Annotated in this window: 18 protein-coding genes, 1 tRNA gene and 2 pseudogenes; 13 read left to right on the top strand and 8 right to left on the bottom strand. The window is 45.9% G+C overall.

The annotated features are described in order from the left end of the window. Positions 1 to 10: 10 nt before the first annotated feature. The 4 genes and pseudogenes from zorA2 to FQZ95_RS26120 all read left to right on the top strand — a co-directional run. Entirely contained in the window at positions 11 to 1663 is a 1653-nt protein-coding gene (zorA2, locus tag FQZ95_RS10420; protein WP_160530158.1) for a type II Zorya anti-phage system protein ZorA2, read from the top strand. Positions 1664 to 1669: 6 nt separating this feature from the next. Beyond that, a complete protein-coding gene (gene zorB2 / locus FQZ95_RS10415) occupies positions 1670 to 2377 on the top strand; it encodes a type II Zorya anti-phage system protein ZorB2 (RefSeq protein ID WP_105277775.1) in 708 nt (235 codons plus the stop codon). Positions 2378 to 2380: 3 nt separating this feature from the next. Continuing rightward, positions 2381 to 3484 (top strand): type II Zorya anti-phage system protein ZorE, encoded by a 1104-nt coding sequence (gene zorE, locus FQZ95_RS10410; protein WP_105288118.1) that lies wholly within the window; start codon positions 2381 to 2383, stop codon positions 3482 to 3484. 209 nt (positions 3485 to 3693) lie between these two features. Then, positions 3694 to 4189 (top strand): annotated as a pseudogene (locus FQZ95_RS26120) (kelch repeat-containing protein); the annotation flags it as partial. A gap of 44 nt (positions 4190 to 4233) precedes the next feature. Here FQZ95_RS26120 and FQZ95_RS26965 read toward each other — a convergent pair. Together FQZ95_RS26965 and FQZ95_RS10395 are read right to left on the bottom strand one after the other, a co-directional pair. Beyond that, a complete protein-coding gene (locus FQZ95_RS26965) occupies positions 4234 to 4311 on the bottom strand; it encodes a hypothetical protein (RefSeq protein ID WP_212734751.1) in 78 nt (25 codons plus the stop codon). After that, positions 4311 to 4961 carry an HNH endonuclease gene (locus tag FQZ95_RS10395; protein WP_054496419.1) on the bottom strand — a complete coding sequence of 217 codons (651 nt, stop codon included), beginning with the start codon at positions 4959 to 4961 and terminating at the stop codon, positions 4311 to 4313. Before FQZ95_RS10395 ends, FQZ95_RS26965 begins: the two co-directional genes overlap by 1 nt. Positions 4962 to 5097: 136 nt before the next feature. On the opposite strand from FQZ95_RS10395, the gene FQZ95_RS10390 reads away from it, so the two are divergent. Both FQZ95_RS10390 and FQZ95_RS10385 read left to right on the top strand, forming a co-directional pair. Next, positions 5098 to 5970, top strand: a complete 873-nt coding sequence (locus tag FQZ95_RS10390; protein ID WP_105288120.1) for a phosphorothioated DNA-binding restriction endonuclease — start codon at positions 5098 to 5100, stop codon at positions 5968 to 5970. A gap of 44 nt (positions 5971 to 6014) precedes the next feature. Further along, a pseudogene (locus FQZ95_RS10385) lies at positions 6015 to 6194 on the top strand (hypothetical protein); the annotation flags it as partial. 398 nt (positions 6195 to 6592) lie between these two features. Here the strand turns inward: FQZ95_RS10385 and FQZ95_RS10380 are convergent. Together FQZ95_RS10380 and FQZ95_RS10375 are read right to left on the bottom strand one after the other, a co-directional pair. Beyond that, positions 6593 to 8629 carry a hypothetical protein gene (locus FQZ95_RS10380; protein ID WP_105282219.1) on the bottom strand — a complete coding sequence of 679 codons (2037 nt, stop codon included), beginning with the start codon at positions 8627 to 8629 and terminating at the stop codon, positions 6593 to 6595. Positions 8630 to 9318: 689 nt separating this feature from the next. Then, positions 9319 to 9403: transfer RNA gene (locus tag FQZ95_RS10375), tRNA-Leu, on the bottom strand. A 195-nt stretch (positions 9404 to 9598) separates the two neighbouring features. On the opposite strand from FQZ95_RS10375, the gene ahr reads away from it, so the two are divergent. After that, the gene (gene ahr, locus FQZ95_RS10370) at positions 9599 to 10618 is read left to right on the top strand and encodes an NADPH-dependent aldehyde reductase Ahr (protein WP_105288121.1); all 1020 of its coding nucleotides are present in this window, start codon (positions 9599 to 9601) and stop codon (positions 10616 to 10618) included. A 3-nt stretch (positions 10619 to 10621) separates the two neighbouring features. On the opposite strand, the gene idnK is transcribed toward ahr, so the two are convergent. Next, positions 10622 to 11185 (bottom strand): gluconokinase, encoded by a 564-nt coding sequence (gene idnK / locus FQZ95_RS10365; RefSeq protein ID WP_000896738.1) that lies wholly within the window; start codon positions 11183 to 11185, stop codon positions 10622 to 10624. Positions 11186 to 11401: 216 nt separating this feature from the next. On the opposite strand from idnK, the gene idnD reads away from it, so the two are divergent. The 5 genes from idnD (at position 11402) to FQZ95_RS10340 (ending at position 17250) form a co-directional block, all read left to right on the top strand. After that, the gene (gene idnD / locus FQZ95_RS10360; RefSeq protein WP_001197418.1) at positions 11402 to 12433 is read left to right on the top strand and encodes an L-idonate 5-dehydrogenase; all 1032 of its coding nucleotides are present in this window, start codon (positions 11402 to 11404) and stop codon (positions 12431 to 12433) included. A 23-nt stretch (positions 12434 to 12456) separates the two neighbouring features. Then, complete coding sequence (gene idnO, locus FQZ95_RS10355; RefSeq protein WP_000998702.1) at positions 12457 to 13221, top strand: gluconate 5-dehydrogenase; 765 nt, start codon at positions 12457 to 12459, stop codon at positions 13219 to 13221. 64 nt (positions 13222 to 13285) lie between these two features. Further along, positions 13286 to 14605, top strand: a complete 1320-nt coding sequence (idnT, locus tag FQZ95_RS10350) for a gnt-II system L-idonate transporter (protein WP_105288122.1) — start codon at positions 13286 to 13288, stop codon at positions 14603 to 14605. A gap of 66 nt (positions 14606 to 14671) precedes the next feature. After that, positions 14672 to 15670, top strand: coding sequence for a DNA-binding transcriptional regulator IdnR (gene idnR / locus FQZ95_RS10345; RefSeq protein ID WP_001348245.1), 999 nt, complete (start codon positions 14672 to 14674; stop codon positions 15668 to 15670). Positions 15671 to 15747: 77 nt separating this feature from the next. After that, positions 15748 to 17250, top strand: a complete 1503-nt coding sequence (locus tag FQZ95_RS10340; protein ID WP_160530157.1) for a helicase HerA-like C-terminal domain-containing protein — start codon at positions 15748 to 15750, stop codon at positions 17248 to 17250. 160 nt (positions 17251 to 17410) lie between these two features. On the opposite strand, the gene lptG is transcribed toward FQZ95_RS10340, so the two are convergent. From lptG to ytgA, 3 genes are all read right to left on the bottom strand, one after another. Next, complete coding sequence (gene lptG / locus FQZ95_RS10335) at positions 17411 to 18493, bottom strand: LPS export ABC transporter permease LptG (protein ID WP_001295681.1); 1083 nt, start codon at positions 18491 to 18493, stop codon at positions 17411 to 17413. Further along, the gene (gene lptF / locus FQZ95_RS10330; protein ID WP_000584114.1) at positions 18493 to 19593 is read right to left on the bottom strand and encodes an LPS export ABC transporter permease LptF; all 1101 of its coding nucleotides are present in this window, start codon (positions 19591 to 19593) and stop codon (positions 18493 to 18495) included. The genes lptG and lptF overlap by 1 nt, the downstream gene beginning before the upstream one ends. 62 nt (positions 19594 to 19655) lie before the next feature. Continuing rightward, positions 19656 to 19706 carry a protein YtgA gene (ytgA, locus tag FQZ95_RS26375; RefSeq protein ID WP_211180521.1) on the bottom strand — a complete coding sequence of 17 codons (51 nt, stop codon included), beginning with the start codon at positions 19704 to 19706 and terminating at the stop codon, positions 19656 to 19658. Between the two features lie 153 nt (positions 19707 to 19859). Here ytgA and pepA point away from each other — a divergent pair, with 153 nt between their 5' ends. Next, the gene (gene pepA / locus FQZ95_RS10325; RefSeq protein WP_000397144.1) at positions 19860 to 21371 is read left to right on the top strand and encodes a leucyl aminopeptidase; all 1512 of its coding nucleotides are present in this window, start codon (positions 19860 to 19862) and stop codon (positions 21369 to 21371) included. The last annotated feature ends 139 nt before the right edge of the window (positions 21372 to 21510 follow it).

Below are 21510 nucleotides of genomic sequence, written 5' to 3'. Positions count from 1 at the left end.
AGGTATCAAAATGTTAGCGCAGCTTTTTGAGCAGTTGTTTCAATCGATAGACTCTACACTGATCACCAATATTTTCATCTGGGCTGTTATATTCGTATTTTTATCAGCGTGGTGGTGTGACAAAAAAAATATACATAGTAAGTTTAGAGAATATGCTCCAACCTTAATGGGGGCATTAGGTATTCTGGGTACTTTCATTGGTATTATTATTGGGTTACTCAATTTTAATACTGAAAGTATTGATACCAGCATCCCCGTATTATTAGGCGGCCTAAAAACAGCATTCATTACAAGCATTGTAGGTATGTTTTTTGCCATTTTATTTAATGGAATGGATGCTTTCTTTTTTGCCAATAAACGAAGTGCGTTAGCAGAAAATAACCCTGAATCTGTTACACCTGAACATATCTATCATGAATTAAAAGAGCAGAACCAGACTCTGACTAAATTAGTCTTGGGTATTAACGGTGATAGTGAAGGTTCTCTTATTGCTCAAATAAAATTACTACGTACTGAGATTAGCGATTCCTCGCAGGCACAATTAGCTAATCACACTCATTTCAGTAATAAGCTTTGGGAACAACTTGAACAATTTGCAGATCTAATGGCAAAAGGTGCTACAGAACAAATTATTGATGCTTTACGACAAGTCATTATTGATTTTAATGAAAATTTAACTGAACAGTTTGGTGAAAACTTTAAAGCACTTGATGCCTCTGTAAAAAAACTTGTTGAGTGGCAGGAAAATTATAAAACGCAAGTTGAGCTGATGTCAGAACAATATCAACAAAGTGTCGAGTCTCTGGTTGAAACAAAAACTGCGGTTGCCGGGATTTGGGAAGAATGTAAAGAAATTCCTCTGGCTATGTCTGAACTGCGTGAAGTGCTTCAGGTGAACCAACATCAAATCAGCGAACTCTCCCGCCATTTAGAAACCTTTGTCGCTATCCGCGATAAAGCTACAACCGTATTACCTGAAATACAGAACAAAATGGCTGAAGTGGGTGAACTGCTGAAATCCGGAGCTGCAAATGTTAGTGCATCTCTTGAGCAAACCAGCCAGCAAATACTTCTTAATGCAGATTCAATGCGCGTGGCCCTGGATGAAGGTACCGAAGGATTCAGACAATCGGTTACCCAAACACAACAAGCATTTGCCTCGATGGCACATGATGTCAGCAATTCCTCCGAAACTCTAACCAGCACGTTAGGTGAAACAATTACTGAAATGAAACAAAGTGGTGAAGAATTCCGGAAGTCACTAGAGTCGCACTCGAAAGAATTGCATAGAAATATGGAACAAAATACGACTAATGTAATTGATATGTTCAGTAAGACTGGTGAAAAGATTAACCATCAACTATCCAGTAATGCCGATAATATGTTTGATTCAATCCAGACATCATTTGATAAGGCAAGTGCAGGGCTGACTTCTCAAGTCAGAGAATCAATTGAAAAATTTGCTCTATCCATCAACGAGCAGTTACATGCTTTTGAGCAAGCAACTGAACGTGAGATGAACCGTGAAATGCAATCATTAGGTAATGCTCTGCTTTCAATCAGCAAAGGTTTTGTCGGTAACTATGAAAAACTTATTAAAGATTACCAAATAATTATGGGACAGTTACAAGCATTAATTTCTGCTAATAAACATCGAGGGTAATCGATCATGGATAAGATTATAGGGAAACAATTACCTAAAAAAGATCAAGATAATGAACACTGGGTATCCATGTCAGACCTAATGGCAGGGCTGATGATGGTTTTTATGTTCATATCTATTGCTTATATGCACTACGTACGTATTGAAAAAGAAAAAATTAAAGAAGTTGCCGTAGCCTACGAGAATGCTCAGTTACAGCTTTATAATGCTCTGGATATTGAGTTTGCAAAGGATTTACAAGACTGGGATGCAGAGATCGATAAACAGACTCTGGAGGTTCGATTTAAATCACCGGATGTTTTATTTGGCTTAGGAAGCACAGAGCTAAAACCAAAGTTTAAACTCATTCTTGACGACTTCTTTCCTCGCTACCTAAAAGTTCTAGATAATTATCAGGACCATATTACTGAAGTCCGCATTGAAGGTCACACAAGTACTGACTGGACAGGAACAACGAATCCTGATATTGCTTATTTTAATAATATGGCACTATCACAAGGTCGTACACGTGCAGTATTACAATACGTTTATGACATAAAAAATATCGCGACACACCAACAATGGGTTAAAAGTAAATTTGCCGCAGTAGGTTATTCATCTGCACATCCCATTCTTGATAAAACCGGCAAGGAGGATCCTAATCGCTCTCGTCGTGTCACCTTCAAAGTTGTAACAAATGCCGAATTGCAGATTAGAAAGATTATTCAGGAGTAAGAGATGAAATTATCTATCGACATTTCAGAACTTATTCAATTAGGGAAGAAAATGTTACCAGAAGGAGTCGATTTTTTTCTGGATGAATCCCCTATTGACTTTGATCCTATAGATATTGAGTTATCCACGGGTAAAGAAGTTAGTATCGAAGATCTTGACCCTGGTAGCGGGCTTATCTCTTATCATGGCCGCCAGGTTCTTTTATATATTCGGGACCATTCAGGGCGTTATGATGCGGCTATCGTAGATGGCGAAAAAGGAAAACGTTTTCATATTGCCTGGTGCAGAACTCTTGATGAAATGCGCCATAAAAATCGATTTGAAAGGTATCATGCAACTAACCGCATAGATGGTTTATTCGAAATTGATGATGGTTCAGGTCGGAGCCAGGATGTTGATTTACGGGTATGTATGAATTGCCTCGAACGACTTAATTATAAAGGAAGTATTGATAAACAACGAAAAAGAGAGATTTTTAAATCATTCTCATTAAATGAGTTTTTTTCAGATTATAGTACCTGTTTTCGTCATATGCCTAAGGGTATCTATGACAAAACAAATAGTGGGTATGTCGAAAACTGGAAAGATATATCTAAATCAATACGAGAAAAGGCAAATTATGTTTGTAATGATTGTGGCGTGAATTTATCAACCGCCAAAAACTTGTGCCATGTCCATCATAAAAATGGCATCAAATATGATAATCACCATGAAAACCTTCTTGTTCTGTGCAAGGATTGCCATCGAAAACAGCCCCTCCACGAAGGTATATTCGTTACCCAAGCTGAGATGGCTATCATTCAACGTTTACGTTCCCAACAAGGGTTATTAAAAGCAGAATCCTGGAATGAAATATATGACCTGACTGATCCATCAGTGCATGGTGATATTAATATGATGCAACATAAAGGCTTTCAACCTCCTGTTCCTGGGTTAGATCTTCAAAACTCAGAACATGAAATTATTGCAACCGTAGAAGCTGCATGGCCAGGCCTTAAAATTGCAGTTAACCTTACTCCCGCCGAAGTCGAAGGATGGAGAATATATACCGTGGGTGAGCTGGTTAAAGAAATACAAACAGGAGCCTTTACGTCAGCAACGTTGTAAATTCCGAAACTCCGTGAAAGTTAAGACTTTCACGGAAGATAAATAAAATTCTCCTGATTTGTGACTCAAATTATAAAAGTCGTTTATGGCATAACTTGTCTGTTTTTTTGGTGTAATAGGTATAAAGGCATATGCTATGGTTAGCCTTATATTTAAAACTTTCCTCATACGGGTGAAGGTTAAAGCTTGGTAGATAGGTTACAGTCACAATGAATAAAGCAATAACGGTGCTTGCTATAATGATGGCTTCATTTTCCGTAAATGCGTATGTATTACCGGAAACGCCTGTGCCATTTAAAAGTGGTACCGGAGCAATTGATAACAACACTGTCTACATTGGTTTAGGTAGCGCAGGTACGGCATGGTACAAGCTGGAGAAACAGACCAAAGATAAAAAAATGGACAGCGTTAGCTGCATTTCCTGGTGGACCGAGAGATCAAGCAACTTCTGCATTTATTGATGGCAATCTGTATGTGTTTGACGGCATTGGCAAAAACAGTGAGGGCTTGACTCAGGTATTTAATGACGTTCACAAATACAACCTCAAAACCAATAGCTGGGTTAAATTGATGTCGCACGCGCCGATGGGCATGGCGGGTCATGTGACATTTGTACACAACGGCAAGGCTTATGTTACTGGCGGTGTTAACCAGAATATCTTCAATGGCTATTTTGAAGATCTTAACGAAGCTGGAAAAGATTCAGCGTACCGGTCACCGGAGAACTGGATGACGGCACTGCGAAGCAGTCATTTCAGTCGGGGGATGATTGTAGACAAATTTGTTGACGCTATTTTGCGGTTTTGGCGTGAAGGGTGAGCGTTCATTAATTTGATTTATTTGCATCCATCAACGCTTTTAACTGCTCCGGCGAAAACGGTGGTTTGCGTCGGTGCAACATCGCATGGCAATTAGGGCACACAGGAAGCAAATCATTAACTGGATCCAGCTGGTAATTCTCTTTAATGGCTGAAAGCGGCACCAGGTGATGCACATGGATAAAGCCTTCAGCGATATCACCATAGATCTTCACCAGATCAACGCCGCATACGTTGCACTGGCATCCATGATGTTCGACCGCTTTATCTCGGGCCTTTTTATCGCGTTCATAGCGGTTTACTGTCACCTTTATCGCCGCACCTTCAACGTATGTCTCCTGCGACGGCAACTCATCCGGGAACAGAACGTCGGCTATGGGAGCCGCAGCGGCTTTATCCTGATGAATATGAAATCCCTGCTCTATGAGTAGTTTGACGCATTTAGATTTTATTCCGCCGGTGAAATCCGCAGGGGTAAATTGCGTCCCCGTCATCAATGTCGCTGCGATGCCAGCAATCGCCTTCGAGGGGTAACGTCGGCCATGATATTCAATCTCATACAACCGCGCAGGCTGGAACTGATGAGTTTCTCCCGCATCCCATAAATGGATAGCTTCGATGATATACCGCCGCGGAAGATGATCAGGGAGTTTATTCATGGAGAATGTCCTTATACGTTCTCAGAACAGGCAGCAAAAAAACAAATGAGATCAAGGTAATATATCTTCACTTGCAGGCTTGAACAGCAGAAAATTTGCGAGCATGATCGCAATTATTTCACTGCCAGGGATATCAATGGCTTCCAGTAAATCGCTACAGCAGGCAATTGCCAATATAAAAATCTGGCACAAGGGTGAACAGCGCGCGCCGCATAAGCCATTGTTATTGCTATACGTATTAGCGGGATACCTGAATGGACATCCGCGCCTTTTCGATTATGGCTCGGAAATCTACGAACCTCTGCACAGTTTACTGGAACGTTTTGGGCCACAGCGTTCACAGTACCGACCTGATATGCCGTTCTGGCGATTACAAGGCGACGGATTCTGGCAATTACACAATGCCGAACTTTGCTCAACAGCAGGGAGTAGCCGACAACCGCCAGTGAAGGAACTGACCGAACACCGCGTTGCAGGCGGTTTCGATGAACAGCACTATGCCCTGGTAATCGGCAATAAAAAACTCATCAATACCCTGGCGCAACAGATACTCGAAGCGCACTTCACCGAGAGCATTCAGGAAGAAATTGCTGACGAGCTGGGTTTTGATCTCCAGCAAATCCGTAAACAGCGCGACCCGTTATTTCGCAAACTTGTATTGCGCGCATATAACTACCAGTGCGCGATATGTGGCTTTAATATGCGCCACGATGACACCACCGTCGCACTGGAAGCAGCGCATATAAAATGGAAACAGCACGGCGGTCCTTGTGAAATTCCTAATGGCCTGGCGCTTTGTGCAATACACCATAAAGCCTTTGATAAAGGATCGATTGGCCTGGATGAAAATATGCGGGTACTGGTCTCGGATGCGGTAAACGGCGGAGGGATCGTTGAGAAACTATTCTGGGATTTTGACGGGAAAACTATTGCGTTACCACAGGTGCGTAAAAATTACCCTTTTGAGGGGTTTGTGGAGTGGCATCGAAAAGAGGTTTTTAGGGGGTGAGGTTGATAACTATCGCAGTATGTTCAATATTGCTGACATAATCAGTGCAGGATCTTGCCGCTAGTTTACAACTCGCCTTCGATAGCGGCGCAAAACGAGTTCTGTTGCCGATATCCTCGGCTATGGATATTCCAACAGTTCCGGCAGAGTTGTTTACCAAGTTTCAGGTAAGTTTTTACTCAGAACCGGTTGATGCGGTTTATAAGGCGCTGGATGTGAATTAACACATTCCTCAGCTTATTTACAAAAGGATTATTCCCATTTGATATAATATCAGTGCCAATTTACTTTTTTCAATGGAATATATCTCGGCTAAATAACAATAAAACTTATCGCTAATGGATTAAATAAACAATTTTCTAATTTATTTCACCACCTTTGATATAGAAATTGATGGTGTTGTCGCTGCCATTGCTTATGGTGATGATAAAATCCACGTTTCTGGATCGGTGCGTAGAAAATCATCACTTCCTTGATATTTTGATGCGATATGATCATACCGTTCCGTAGTACCAATTTCAACTTCAGGCTAAACCCCAACATTAAAAAAATTAGAGTTATTCACTGATTATATTATCAATAATATAATCAGTGAATAACATGGACTATATAATAAATTGCTCTAATCATTTCCCTTACGAATATATGGGCCAAAAGCCCAAGAATCATAATAAGGGTGATGGACTAATTTTTCATTAAATCGAACACTATAAGTTAATTTTTTTATATTTTTACGTACAGCATTAATACTGGGCAAAGAGGAAAGATAATCTATAAACTTATCGATAGTGATTTTCCCTTCGCAACACTCAAACCCATCAATGATATTTTTCGCCATTTTTCCATTTTCATTTGTTTGATATATCACTCCAGGTATTCGTTGAAAAAAACTAGATAATGCATATTTGTCCGCTACATATGTATCATCCACATGATATTTCCCACCGAGCATAGTTGTAGTAACAATAAGCTTATACACACCTTTGGGTTGCCATGTTGATGGTAGTTCGAATTCTTTAATGATCACATCAAGATGATTAAGATAATGTTCAGAAATTCGATTTATTTGTTGAAAATAAGAACGCATAAATTTATTATTATGATCATGTATTAATGAGCTATCTCCAACGATGTTACACACTTGCTGATAGTACTTACCATAATATATTGGTTGACCATTTGATTTTAGTTCTGTAAAAATCAAACAATCATCCAGGAGAATCACGCAATCGCACTGATAATTAGCATGAGCATCAATTGGAGAAGCTTTAATCCCCGCATCACGAACTTGTTTTATAAATTGTTGCTCATGAAATCGCCCTTTACTTGCTTGAGAAATTTTTTTGGAACCAAATAATGACATTAGAGAGCGAGTCACTGAGCTATTTGCTATTAATGCAGGCATTAAGCATAAACCGTCCATACAGGGAATAAATGGGCAATCATTAAGATCATGTGATTTTGAATTGAAGGTAAAATAATCTATCAGTTTTTTTGCTGCATCTGCTGCAATCCCCTTACGTTGAAAGAATGATAACCAACTCTCACGGCTTTTTATGACCAGCCAGCGATCCAACTGTAGGGGTATAGGTTTTGTCGATGAAAATCTTTTGCTCATTTCTTCTTTAGATAACTCGACTAAACATTGATAAGCGTGCACCCAATTAAATAATGATATATTCCCATATTCTTCATGAAGGTCATCAGGAGACATATTTTCCAACTCGCTTAAATGAAATGAGCTAAAAACGCCATCAGAATTTAAGTAAGATGGCATATGATCCTTTACCCAACTATTTAGATGAAAATGTTTGTTACTAAATTCATGAACTTCGCTATATAGATGTGACGCTCTCATCATTAGTCTATTTCTTGCAATCTCATAATCTCGGTATAAACAAAAACTATCAACCTCAAGAGAGTAAATGTTATTATCCAATTTTGTAAATACTGCACTACTTAGTCTGAAAAAGTCTCTTACTCTGCTTAATGAGTCAAAAACATTCCACTCATTAAGGTACCCTCCCATTGAAAGCAAGGTTTGTTTATTCACACAAGAAGTTAGTTTCAATGGCCCATGAGTCCGTAAATAAGAAAATATTCTTCCGGTGTAATTGGCTACCTCATCAAATGCCCTATCGATAACTCGAAAATATTCGATATCAGGTTCAGCATGAATATTAATATTTTCAGAAACGATAAATAATGGAAAAATCCTCTTCATTTTTTTAGGATCATTGACCACAACCAAGGATGATAATGATGATAAAAACATCTCACAAAACATGATGAGATTAAGTATTAATGCATGTGATTTTTTTGTATTTTTACGCCAAATACCAGCACATTTTGCAGCCCCAAAGAAAGAATTATTTATATCATGCATAATTTTACATTGACTCTCGAACTCAGAGATTAGTTCAATGTTATCAGGAAATGAGTTTACTAGCTCATTAATACATTTTTTGAATGTATTGTTATACTCAACTTCAGTCTGAACTGAAAATCTATTATAATAGATGGAAGATATTCTCAGCACATCCAAGGCGATATCTATACTAATATCATCTCTTTTTATGTACTCACAAAAAAAAGAACAAAACTGTTTCGGGTCGTTAGCAAGATTACTAATTCTAGTGGTATCATAAACTTTTTCCATTTTTCCATACATCCTATTGTCTAAATTACTATAAAATTAGCCACTTAACTAATAATTATAAATTTCATCTTTTGCACCTTGCATTTTTATAACCAATGAAATCTACAACAAGCAACTGATGGATAATCCGATATTGGTCGCATTTAATGGCATGGTAGCAAAGTTTTCATCACATACCTCCTTTGCACCAGAATAAACGCCAGAGACCTGAAATTGCGAGTACACTACAGAAATTGTACTGCCGGTCCCATCAGCATAAAACCATAGTTACACAGGTAATCATCATTATTCACCAAGATAATAAATATTATTCGGTAGAATAGCGTTCTCAGGTGGTCAGTAAAATTGTCTTCAACAAGATGTCTGCGCATCTCGTCTGCTAGCCCTACATAACTGCTCTCGACCGAAACTATTTATTGAATGTTCACCAAGGTGGGCGTGGAGACAAAATGACGTCTTTTGATATTAGCTACCTGAGCCACATGGTCAAAACGTTCAAGTAGCATAGCGAAACCACCCTGCCCACGTAATGTGGACGATGCAGCTTCCAGCCAGAGCAAACTTGGGACCATCGACTACCAAATGAAGAATACTGAACTGCTTTTCTGGCAGGCCTATATACTGCACGGATATGGGTGATTTCAGACACAAAAAAAGCCGCTCTTGAGCGACTCGATTTGCATACGGTGTGGTGCCGAAGGCCGGACTCGAACCGGCACGTATTTCTACGGTTGATTTTGAATCAACTGCGTCTACCGATTTCGCCACTTCGGCACTGAAGAGGTATGCGGAAAACGTTGTGGATTATACCTGTCACGCGCCACCATGCAAGCGCCAGCTTGCTCGCACCTCGCTAAGTGCTGAAATTTTCAGCATTGCATTCCGCGATGTGTAACCTTTGTCACACTCCAGGCACCCCGCCCTACCATGCTCTACACTTCCCAGACAACACCAGAGAAGGACAAAAATATGTCGATGATAAAAAGCTATGCCGCAAAAGAGGCTGGCGGCAAACTGGAAGTTTATGAGTACGATCCCGGTGAACTGAAACCACAAGATGTCGAAGTGCAGGTGGATTACTGCGGGATCTGCCATTCCGATCTGTCGATGATCGACAACGAATGGGGATTTTCACAGTATCCGCTGGTTGCCGGGCATGAGGTGATTGGGCGCGTGGTGGCGCTCGGGAGCGCCGCGCAGGATAAAGGTTTGCAGGTCGGTCAGCGTGTCGGGATTGGCTGGACGGCGCGTAGCTGTGGTCACTGCGACGCCTGTATTAGCGGTAATCAGATCAACTGTGAGCAAGGTGCGGTGCCGACGATTATGAATCGTGGCGGCTTTGCTGAGAAGTTGCGTGCGGACTGGCAATGGGTGATTCCACTGCCAGAAAATATCGACATTGAATCTGCCGGGCCACTGTTGTGCGGCGGTATCACGGTCTTTAAACCACTGTTGATGCACCATATCACTGCCACCAGCCGCGTTGGGGTAATTGGTATTGGCGGGCTGGGGCATATCGCTATAAAACTTCTGCACGCAATGGGATGCGAGGTGACGGCCTTTAGTTCGAATCCGGCGAAAGAGCAGGAGGTGCTGGCGATGGGTGCCGATAAAGTGGTGAATAGCCGCGATCCGCAGGCACTGAAAGCACTGGTGGGGCAGTTTGATCTCATTATCAACACCGTCAACGTCAGCCTCGACTGGCAGCCTTATTTTGAGGCGCTGACGTATGGCGGTAATTTCCATACAGTCGGCGCGGTCCTCACGCCGCTGTCTGTTCCGGCCTTTACGTTAATTGCGGGCGACCGCAGCGTCTCTGGTTCAGCAACAGGTACACCTTATGAGCTGCGTAAGCTGATGCGCTTTGCCGCCCGCAGCAAGGTTGCACCGACTACCGAACTGTTCCCAATGTCGAAAATTAACGACGCCATTCAGCATGTACGCGATGGTAAAGCGCGCTACCGAGTGGTCCTGAAAGCAGATTTTTGAAAATCATTCGCAGCGCTGATCTGAGGCGCTGCCCTCTTTCGCACATATTCTGTTTTGTCTTATCGCCAGCACAGCCTGCCGACATTGTTCGGTGACATTGGCAATATCATGGTTGATATCAATGCGCACAATATCCTGTTCATCTGCTTGTGGACGCTCCAGCGCCTCAAACTGACTTTTTAGTAACGCTACCGGCATAAAATGCCCAGCCCGACGCTGCATTCTCGCGAGAATAGTTTCATAATCGCCATCTAACCAGAGGAAATGAACATGGGGGCTACCCTTGCGTAAAATATCACGATACTGTTTTTTTAATGATGAACAGACAATAAATCCTGTTTCATTCTTTTTATAAAGACTGTATGAAGCATCATTTAAGCGTTCCAGCCAGGGAAGTCGATCTTCATCAGATAATGGAATGCCTTGCGACATTTTATCTATATTTTTGGCTGGATGAAGATCGTCACCATCAATAAATTTCGCAGACAATAACGCGGCAACCTTGCTACCAATTAATGTTTTACCACTCCCTGATACGCCCATCAAAATAAAGCTTTCACCCGCCATTTAAAATCTCCTGAATCATCTTACCTGCGGCGATACTACGCCTGGCGGCATAATAATTTCACGTTTTTTTATTTCTGTTGATAAGAATTACAAGGCACATCACGTTATGCGTAACATAGTAATGTAACAATTTTCTGACGTGATCTTCATCACAAATAATGACAATTAAAACCGCTTAAATGCTTCCGAGGTGTCTACCTGACCAGTGAGGAATTTATGCAAGTGAAAACACAGTCCTGCGTTGTTGCGGGCAAGAAAACTGTTGCCGTTACCGAGCAGACGATAGATTGGAATAATAATGGAACATTAGTACAAATAACCCGAGGTGGAATTTGCGGTTCCGATTTACATTATTATCAGGAAGGAAAAGTAGGTAATTTCATGATAAAGGCACCGATGGTGTTAGGTCATGAAGTTATCGGTAAAGTTATTCATAGCGACTCATCAGAATTACATGAAGGGCAAACGGTAGCCATTAATCCGTCTAAACCTTGCGGTCACTGCAAATACTGCATTGAACATAACGAGAATCAGTGTACAGAGATGCGTTTTTTTGGCAGTGCCATGTATTTCCCTCATGTTGATGGTGGCTTTACCCGTTATAAAATGGTCGAAACGTCGCAATGTGTCCCTTATCCGGCCAAAGCTGACGAAAAGGTTATGGCTTTTGCCGAACCTTTAGCCGTCGCGATTCATGCCGCACATCAGGCCGGCGAGTTACAGGGCAAGCGAGTATTTATTTCCGGTGTTGGGCCCATTGGCTGCCTGATTGTCAGTGCTGTGAAAACACTGGGGGCCTCGGAAATTGTCTGTGCCGATGTGAGTCCCCGTTCCCTTTTGCTGGCCAAAGAGATGGGGGCGGATGTGCTCGTAAACCCACAAAACGACGACATGGATCACTGGAAAGCGGAAAAAGGCTATTTCGATGTCAGCTTTGAAGTGTCCGGTCATCCTTCATCAGTGAATACCTGTCTGGAGGTCACTCGTGCACGCGGCGTAATGGTGCAGGTAGGTATGGGAGGCGCGATGGCAGAATTCCCAATGATGACGTTGATTGGTAAGGAGATTTCACTCAAAGGCTCTTTCCGTTTTACCAGCGAATTTAATACCGCAGTGTCATGGCTGGCGAATGGCGTTATCAATCCACTGCCTTTACTGAGTGCTGAATATCCCTTCACTGACCTGGAAGAGGCGCTACGTTTCGCCGGTGATAAAACCCAGGCAGCAAAAGTCCAGCTTGTTTTCTAAGAGATAAATAAAGGAATAATACAATGAACGATCTATTTTCACTGGCAGGAAAAAATATCTTGATTACCGGTTCAGCACAGGGCATTGGCTTTTTACTGGCAACCGGCCTGGGTAAATATGGCGCACAAATAATTATTAATGATATTACTGCCGAACGCGCAGAACTTGCTGTAAAAAAACTCCACCAGGAGGGTATTCAGGCCGTTGCCGCACCTTTTAATGTTACTCATAAACATGAAATTGATGCCGCCGTTGAACATATCGAAAAGGACATCGGCCCCATTGATGTGCTGGTGAATAACGCCGGTATCCAGCGCCGTCATCCTTTTACTGAGTTCCCTGAACAAGAGTGGAATGATGTGATCGCAGTAAACCAGACCGCCGTGTTCCTGGTGTCGCAAGCGGTAACTCGTCACATGGTTGAACGCAAGGCAGGTAAAGTTATTAATATTTGCTCGATGCAAAGCGAACTGGGACGTGACACCATCACCCCTTATGCCGCATCGAAAGGGGCGGTAAAAATGCTCACCCGCGGCATGTGCGTCGAGCTGGCGCGCCACAATATTCAGGTCAACGGTATTGCGCCGGGCTATTTCAAAACAGAAATGACTAAAGCACTGGTTGAGGACGAAGCCTTCACCGCCTGGTTGTGCAAACGGACCCCCGCCGCACGCTGGGGAGATCCGCAGGAACTGATTGGTGCTGCGGTGTTCCTTTCTTCAAAAGCCTCTGATTTCGTAAACGGCCACCTGTTGTTTGTTGATGGCGGCATGTTAGTGGCTGTTTAACACCTACTACCCTACGTGCAGCGCGAAAGCGCTGCTTTTCTGGCACTAATAAGAGATAAAGACTATGCCATTAATCATTATTGCGGCAGGCGTCGCGCTGCTTCTTATCCTGATGATCGGCTTTAAAGTTAACGGCTTTATTGCCCTCGTTCTGGTAGCTGCCGTCGTCGGATTTGCCGAAGGGATGGATGCACAGGCCGTCCTGCACTCTATACAAAATGGTATCGGCAGCACGCTCGGCGGGCTGGCAATGATCCTCGGTTTCGGGGCCATGTTAGGCAAGCTGATTTCTGATACGGGTGCGGCACAACGTATCGCCACTACGCTGATTGCTACTTTTGGTAAAAAACGCGTGCAATGGGCGCTAGTGATCACCGGTCTGGTTGTGGGCCTCGCCATGTTTTTTGAAGTGGGTTTTGTCCTGCTGTTGCCGTTGGTATTTACCATCGTAGCATCATCAGGATTACCCCTGTTGTATGTTGGCGTACCAATGGTAGCAGCGCTCTCTGTAACCCACTGTTTTCTGCCGCCACATCCAGGGCCTACTGCCATCGCGACTATCTTTGAGGCTAATCTCGGAACGACTTTGCTGTATGGATTTATCATTACCATTCCGACAGTTATTGTCGCAGGACCGCTGTTTTCTAAACTGCTAACTCGCTTTGAGAAAGCACCACCGGAAGGCTTATTTAATCCTCATCTGTTTAGCGAAGAGGAGATGCCCTCCTTCTGGAACAGTATTTTCGCTGCCGTGATCCCGGTCATCCTGATGGCTATCGCCGCCGTTTGTGAAATTACGTTACCGAAAACTAACACCGCGCGCCTCTTCTTTGAATTTGTCGGTAACCCTGCCGTTGCGCTGTTTATTGCCATTGTTATTGCGATTTTCACACTGGGCCGACGTAATGGACGCACCATCGAGCAAATCATGGATATCATTGGGGATTCTATAGGCGCTATCGCGATGATTGTGTTTATTATCGCTGGCGGCGGCGCGTTTAAGCAGGTATTAGTAGATAGCGGTGTCGGGCAGTATATTTCACACTTAATGACCGGAACTACACTTTCGCCGTTATTGATGTGCTGGACTGTTGCGGCGCTGTTGCGTATCGCTCTGGGCTCTGCCACCGTCGCGGCCATTACCACCGCGGGTGTGGTGTTGCCGATTATCAACGTTACCCATGCCGATCCCGCTTTAATGGTACTGGCAACCGGTGCGGGCAGCGTGATCGCGTCACACGTAAACGACCCTGGCTTCTGGCTATTTAAAGGGTATTTTAATCTGACGGTTGGTGAAACGTTGCGTACCTGGACGGTGATGGAAACCCTTATTTCTATTATGGGTTTGCTGGGCGTGTTAGCCATTAACGCCGTATTGCACTGAAAGAATAAAATATTGTGATGTAGTTTCGGGGGAAGATTGAAGATTCCCCCGACGTTGGGAGAAGTTATGCGCAATCACAGAATTTCTTTACAGGATATCGCTACGCTGGCTGGCGTAACAAAAATGACCGTGAGTCGTTATATCCGCTCGCCGAAAAAGGTGGCAAAGGAAACAGGCGAGCGCATCGCCAAAATTATGGAAGAGATCAATTATATCCCTAATCGCGCTCCCGGCATGTTGTTGAATGCACAAAGTTATACCCTCGGTATCTTGATTCCGTCATTTCAAAATCAACTCTTCGCTGACATTCTCGCGGGAATAGAATCCGTCACCTCTGAGCATAATTATCAGACCCTTATTGCTAATTACAATTACGATCGCGATTCCGAAGAAGAGTCGGTGATTAACCTGCTCTCTTATAACATTGACGGGATTATTCTTTCGGAAAAATATCACACCATCAGGACGGTGAAATTTCTGCGTTCAGCCACCATTCCGGTCGTGGAATTGATGGATGTACAGGGAGAACGGCTGGATATGGAGGTCGGTTTTGATAATCGGCAGGCCGCTTTTGACATGGTGTGTACCATGCTGGATAAGCGAGTCAGGCGCAAAATTCTGTATCTCGGTTCCAAAGATGACACCCGCGATGAACAGCGTTATCAGGGGTATTGCGATGCGATGATGCTGCATAATCTTTCCCCGTTACGCATGAATCCACGCGCCATCTCATCCATTCATTTAGGAATGCAATTAATGCGTGATGCCCTTAGCGCAACCCCGGATTTAGACGGTGTATTTTGCACCAATGACGATATTGCGATGGGTGCGCTTCTGCTGTGCCGCGAGCGAAACCTCGCCGTGCCAGAACAAATTTCCATTGCGGGTTTTCATGGGCTGGAGATTGGCAGGCAAATGATCCCAAGCCTCGCCAGCGTAATTACTCCCCGTTTTGATATTGGTCGGATGGCCGCCCAAATGTTGCTGAGCAAAATTAAAAATAACGATCACAACCACAACACTGTTGACCTCGGGTATCAGATTTATCACGGTAACACGCTTTAGGTTATTTTCTCTTCATTACACGTATTCTCTTTGCCGGACGTTGCCTATACTCCAGGCAGGAAACTGGAGGATATCTCATGAGCGAACCCCTGTTAATTGCCCGCACGCCGGACACAGAACTGTTTTTACTGCCGGGAATGGCTAACCGTCACGGGCTGATTACTGGCGCAACGGGGACGGGTAAAACCGTTACGCTGCAAAAACTGGCAGAGTCATTGTCGGAAATCGGTGTTCCGGTGTTTATGGCCGATGTGAAAGGTGATTTAACGGGAGTAGCGGAGGAAGGTACATCTTCGGAAAAACTGCTCGCAAGGCTTAAAAATATCGGCGTCAATGACTGGCAACCGCATGCTAATCCGGTGGTGGTGTGGGATATCTTTGGCGAGAAAGGCCACCCGGTGCGGGCGACGGTTTCAGACCTGGGGCCGCTGTTGCTGGCGCGACTGTTGAATCTCAACGATGTGCAATCTGGCGTGCTGAATATTATCTTCCGCATTGCTGACGATCAGGGGCTGTTGCTGCTCGACTTTAAAGATTTGCGGGCGATTACCCAGTACATCGGCGATAACGCCAAATCCTTCCAGAATCAGTACGGTAATATCAGTAGCGCATCGGTTGGTGCCATCCAGCGCGGGCTGTTATCGCTGGAACAGCAAGGCGCAGCACACTTCTTTGGTGAGCCGATGCTGGATATCAAAGACTGGATGCGTAGCGATACCAACGGTAAAGGCGTTATCAATATCCTCAGCGCCGAGAAGCTTTATCAGATGCCGAAACTGTACGCCGCCAGCCTGCTGTGGATGCTTTCAGAGTTATATGAACAATTGCCTGAAGCGGGCGATCTGGAGAAACCAAAACTGGTGTTTTTCTTCGACGAAGCACATCTGCTGTTTAACGATGCACCGCAGGTACTGCTGGATAAGATTGAGCAGGTGATAAGGCTTATTCGCTCAAAAGGCGTGGGCGTCTGGTTCGTTTCGCAAAACCCGTCAGATATTCCGGATAATGTGCTCGGGCAGCTCGGTAATCGCGTTCAACACGCTTTGCGGGCTTTTACGCCCAAAGATCAGAAAGCAGTAAAAGCTGCGGCGCAAACCATGCGGGCCAATCCGGCGTTTGATACCGAAAAGGCGATTCAGGAACTGGGGACCGGCGAGGCGTTAATCTCGTTTCTCGATGCGAAAGGAAGCCCTTCAGTGGTGGAACGGGCGATGGTGATTGCCCCCTGTTCACGAATGGGGCCGGTGACGGAAGATGAGCGTAACGGCCTGATTAATCACTCCCCGGTGTATGGCAAGTACGAGGATGACGTGGACCGGGAATCCGCCTATGAAATGTTGCAAAAAGGCTTTCAGGCCAGTACCGAGCAGCAAAATAATCCTCCCGCGAAAGGGAAAGAGGTGGCGGTGGATGACGGTATTCTTGGTGGATTGAAGGATATTTTGTTTGGCACTACCGGACCACGCGGCGGGAAGAAAGATGGTGTGGTGCAAACAATGGCGAAAAGCGCCGCCCGCCAGGTGACGAATCAGATTGTGCGTGGTGTGCTGGGGAGTTTGCTGGGGGGGAGAAGAAGGTAAGTCAGGTGCGATTTGTCTTTGCTTGATGCGACGCTGGCGCGTCTTACCATGCCTACACTACTGCAATATATTGAATTTTCATGATTTTTCAGGCATAAACAAAGAACACTTTGCTAACAATAATAAAGGGAGCTTTCGCTCCCCTTATACGTTCATCCAGTTACGATTTTCTCATTAACAGCCACAGGCTGATTAAGAAGAAGCTGGCGCTTGGCAACAGTGCGCCGATGATCGGCGGGATGCCGTAAACCAGCGTCAGCGGGCCGAAGATCTGGTCCAGTACGTAGAAGACAAAACCGAAGCTGATACCGGTGACCACACGCACGCCCATCGGCACGCTACGCAGTGGGCCGAAGATGAACGACAGCGCCATCAGCATCATCACCGCCACGGATAACGGCTGGAAAATTTTGCTCCACATGTTGAGCTGATAACGTCCGGCATCCTGACCGCTCGACTTCAGATACTTCACGTAGTTGTGCAAACCACTGATGGAGAGTGCATCCGGGTCCAGCGCCACCACGCCCAGTTTGTCTGGCGTGAGGTTGGTTTTCCAGGTGCCGCTCACCGTCTGCGAACCGGTGATCTGTTTCGGATTGGTCAGATCAGATTCATCAACCTGCGACAGACGCCAGACTTTATGTTCCGGGTCAAACTTCGCGGTAGCGGCATAGCGTACAGATTGCAGACGACGATTCTCATTAAAGGCATAGATACTGATGCCACCTAACTCTTCGTCACCTTTAACCCGCTCAATGTAGACGAAGTTGTTGCCATCTTTTGCCCATAAACCTTGCTGGGTAGAGAGCAACGAGCCACCGTACATCGCCTGCGCACGGTAGTTACGCGCCATCTGCTCGCCCTGCGGTGCGACCCATTCGCCAATCGCCATCGTCAACAAGACCAGCGGAATGGCGGTTTTCATCACCGACAGTGCCACCTGCATACGGGTAAAACCAGAAGCCTGCATGACCACCAGTTCGCTGCGCTGCGCCAACATCCCAAGACCAAGCAACGCCCCAAGCAGAGCCGCCATCGGGAAGAAGATTTGCACATCTTTCGGCACGCTCAGCAAGGTATACATTCCTGCGCCTAACGCGTCGTAACTCCCCTGCCCGGCTTTTTTCAGCTGATCGACAAACTTGATAATGCCCGACAGCGACACCAGCATGAACAGCGTCATCATGATGGTGGTGAAAATAGTTTTACCGATATAGCGGTCAAGTACGCCAAAAGGTTGCATCACACCGCTCCTTTACGCGAAAAACTGGCGCGCAGGCGGCGGACCGGCACGGTGTCCCAAAGGTTGAGAACAATCGCCAAAGCCAGATAAATCAGGTTTACGGTCCACATCCACAGCGTCGGGTCCAGCTTACCTTTACCGCCGTTCGATTTCAGGGAGGTCTGGATCAGGAAGAACAACAGATACAGCAGCATGGCTGGCAGCATCGACAGTACGCGCCCCTGACGCGGGTTAACCACGCTCAGCGGAACGACCATAAGCGCCATCATAAACACGGTGAATACCAACGTGATACGCCAGTTCAGTTCTGCGCGGGCACGATCGGTGTCAGTGTTCCACAATGTGCGCATGTCCATCTGGTCGGTATCGTTCGGGTCGAGCGCCACCGCCTGGTGACCAATGATCGCCTGATAATCCTGGAAGTCCGTAATGCGGAAATCGCGTAACAGTGCAGTGCCTTCGAAGCGCGTTCCCTGGTTGAGAGTGACGACCTGGGAGCCGTCGCGCAGCTGGGTTAAATGTCCGGAATCGGCCACCACCACAGAAGGACGTGCATTACCTTTTGGTCGAATTTGCGCGAGGAACACATCTTTGAAATCGCTGCCGTCAACGCTTTCGATGAACAGCACCGAGCTGCCATTAGTCGCTTGCTGGAATTGCCCTTGCGCCAGCGCCGCCATGCCAGGGTTCGCTTTCGCTTCTGCTAACACTTCATCCTGATGTCGCGATGACCACGGTCCCGCCCACATCACGTTAACCGCCGCGACGATTGCCGTGAATACCGCAAGGATCATTGCCGCTTTCACCAGAACCGCTTTGCTCAAGCCGCAGGCATGCATTACCGTAATTTCACTTTCGGTATACAGTTTGCCCAGCGTCATCAGCAGCCCGAGGAACAGGCTTAATGGCAGGATAAGCTGCGCCATTTCCGGCACGCCCAACCCGAGAAGGGAGAGCACCAGATTCGCCGGAATATCGCCGTCAACCGCTGCGCCGAGGATCCTCACTAACTTTTGACAGAAGAAGATCAAAAGCAAGATGAAGAGTATCGCCAGCTGGCTTTTGAGCGTCTCCCGCACCAGATATCTTATGATTATCACTTTAAATACGCCCGTAAAAACTCGTCTTTTGCAGGATTTTAGCTTGTTTCATGGCTTAAACGTCATTTATTCTCTTGAGTCGTCGAAATCGTCGCTAAGATAATTATACTCAACGGATTCACCTCTCAGATTTTGTTCTGACGTGCCAATGCCGTAATAACGTTAAGATTAACACGAAGTCATCGCAACAGCGGACATGAGTTACGAAAGCTTGCAATTCTATCTGTAGCCACCGCCGTTGTCTTTAAGATTCAGGAGCGTAGTGCATGGAGTTTAGTGTAAAAAGCGGTAGCCCGGAGAAACAGCGGAGTGCCTGCATCGTCGTGGGCGTCTTCGAACCACGTCGCCTTTCTCCGATTGCAGAACAGCTCGATAAAATCAGCGATGGGTACATCAGCGCCCTGCTACGTCGGGGCGAACTGGAAGGAAAACCGGGGCAGACACTGTTGCTGCACCATGTGCCAAATGTACTGTCCGAGCGAATTCTCCTCATCGGTTGCGGTAAAGAACGTGAACTCGATGAGCGCCAGTACAAACAAGTCATTCAGAAAACCATTAACACGCTGAATGATACTGGCTCAATGGAAGCGGTCTGTTTCCTGACCGAACTGCACGTTAAAGGCCGTAACAACTACTGGAAAGTGCGTCAGGCTGTCGAGACGGCAAAAGAGACGCTCTACAGTTTCGATCAGCTGAAAACGAACAAGAGCGAGCCGCGTCGTCCGCTGCGTAAGATGGTGTTCAACGTGCCGACCCGCCGTGAACTGACCAGCGGCGAGCGCGCGATCCAGCACGGTCTGGCGATTGCCGCCGGGATTAAAGCAGCGAAAGATCTCGGCAATATGCCGCCGAATATTTGTAATGCCGCTTACCTCGCCTCTCAGGCGCGCCAGCTGGCTGACAGCTACAGCAAGAATGTCATCACCCGCGTTATCGGCGAACAGCAGATGAAAGAGCTGGGGATGCATTCCTATCTGGCGGTCGGTCAGGGTTCGCAGAACGAATCGCTGATGTCGGTGATTGAGTACAAAGGCAACGCGTCGGAAGATGCTCGCCCAATCGTGCTGGTGGGTAAAGGTTTAACCTTCGACTCCGGCGGTATCTCCATCAAGCCTTCAGAAGGCATGGATGAGATGAAGTACGATATGTGCGGTGCGGCGGCGGTTTACGGCGTGATGCGGATGGTCGCGGAGCTGCAACTGCCGATTAACGTTATTGGCGTGCTGGCAGGCTGCGAAAACATGCCTGGCGGACGTGCCTATCGTCCGGGCGATGTGTTAACCACCATGTCCGGTCAAACCGTAGAAGTGCTGAATACCGACGCCGAAGGCCGCCTGGTACTGTGCGATGTGTTAACTTACGTTGAGCGTTTTGAGCCGGAAGCGGTGATTGACGTGGCGACGCTGACCGGTGCCTGCGTTATCGCGCTAGGCCATCACATTACCGGTCTGATGGCGAACCACAATCCGCTGGCCCATGAGCTGATTGCTGCATCTGAACAATCCGGTGACCGCGCATGGCGTTTACCGCTGGGTGACGAGTATCAGGAACAGCTGGAGTCCAATTTTGCCGATATGGCGAACATTGGCGGTCGTCCTGGCGGGGCGATTACCGCAGGTTGCTTCCTGTCGCGCTTTACCCGTAAGTACAACTGGGCACACCTGGATATCGCCGGTACCGCCTGGCGTTCTGGTAAGGCGAAAGGCGCAACCGGCCGCCCGGTGGCGTTGCTGGCACAGTTCCTGCTCAACCGCGCCGGGTTTAACGGCGAAGAGTAATTGCATCAGGCTGTGTTGTTATTGTCGGATGCGGCGTGAACGCCTTATCCGACCGACACAGAGCACCGGACTCGTAGGCCTGATAAGACGCGACAGCGTCGCATCTGGCAATGTTGTTATTGTCGGATGCGGCGTGAAC

Origin of the sequence: Escherichia sp. HH41S, from assembly GCF_009820115.1 — a bacterium.
In the GTDB taxonomy this organism is placed as follows: Bacteria; Pseudomonadota; Gammaproteobacteria; order Enterobacterales; family Enterobacteriaceae; genus Escherichia; species Escherichia coli_F.
The sequence above is the reverse complement of the archived record's forward strand: the minus strand, read 5'-3'. Positions and strand labels throughout refer to the sequence as shown.

Coding starts and splice junctions, on each gene's coding strand:
- zorA2 (WP_160530158.1), top strand. CDS start 11: ATGTTAGCGCAGCTTTTTGAGCAGTTGTTTCAATCGATAGACTCTACA.
- zorB2 (WP_105277775.1), top strand. CDS start 1,670: ATGGATAAGATTATAGGGAAACAATTACCTAAAAAAGATCAAGATAAT.
- zorE (WP_105288118.1), top strand. CDS start 2,381: ATGAAATTATCTATCGACATTTCAGAACTTATTCAATTAGGGAAGAAA.
- FQZ95_RS26965 (WP_212734751.1), bottom strand. CDS start 4,311: ATGAACGCTCACCCTTCACGCCAAAACCGCAAAATAGCGTCAACAAAT.
- FQZ95_RS10395 (WP_054496419.1), bottom strand. CDS start 4,961: ATGAATAAACTCCCTGATCATCTTCCGCGGCGGTATATCATCGAAGCT.
- FQZ95_RS10390 (WP_105288120.1), top strand. CDS start 5,098: ATGGCTTCCAGTAAATCGCTACAGCAGGCAATTGCCAATATAAAAATC.
- FQZ95_RS10380 (WP_105282219.1), bottom strand. CDS start 8,629: ATGGAAAAAGTTTATGATACCACTAGAATTAGTAATCTTGCTAACGAC.
- ahr (WP_105288121.1), top strand. CDS start 9,599: ATGTCGATGATAAAAAGCTATGCCGCAAAAGAGGCTGGCGGCAAACTG.
- idnK (WP_000896738.1), bottom strand. CDS start 11,185: ATGGCGGGTGAAAGCTTTATTTTGATGGGCGTATCAGGGAGTGGTAAA.
- idnD (WP_001197418.1), top strand. CDS start 11,402: ATGCAAGTGAAAACACAGTCCTGCGTTGTTGCGGGCAAGAAAACTGTT.
- idnO (WP_000998702.1), top strand. CDS start 12,457: ATGAACGATCTATTTTCACTGGCAGGAAAAAATATCTTGATTACCGGT.
- idnT (WP_105288122.1), top strand. CDS start 13,286: ATGCCATTAATCATTATTGCGGCAGGCGTCGCGCTGCTTCTTATCCTG.
- idnR (WP_001348245.1), top strand. CDS start 14,672: ATGCGCAATCACAGAATTTCTTTACAGGATATCGCTACGCTGGCTGGC.
- FQZ95_RS10340 (WP_160530157.1), top strand. CDS start 15,748: ATGAGCGAACCCCTGTTAATTGCCCGCACGCCGGACACAGAACTGTTT.
- lptG (WP_001295681.1), bottom strand. CDS start 18,493: ATGCAACCTTTTGGCGTACTTGACCGCTATATCGGTAAAACTATTTTC.
- pepA (WP_000397144.1), top strand. CDS start 19,860: ATGGAGTTTAGTGTAAAAAGCGGTAGCCCGGAGAAACAGCGGAGTGCC.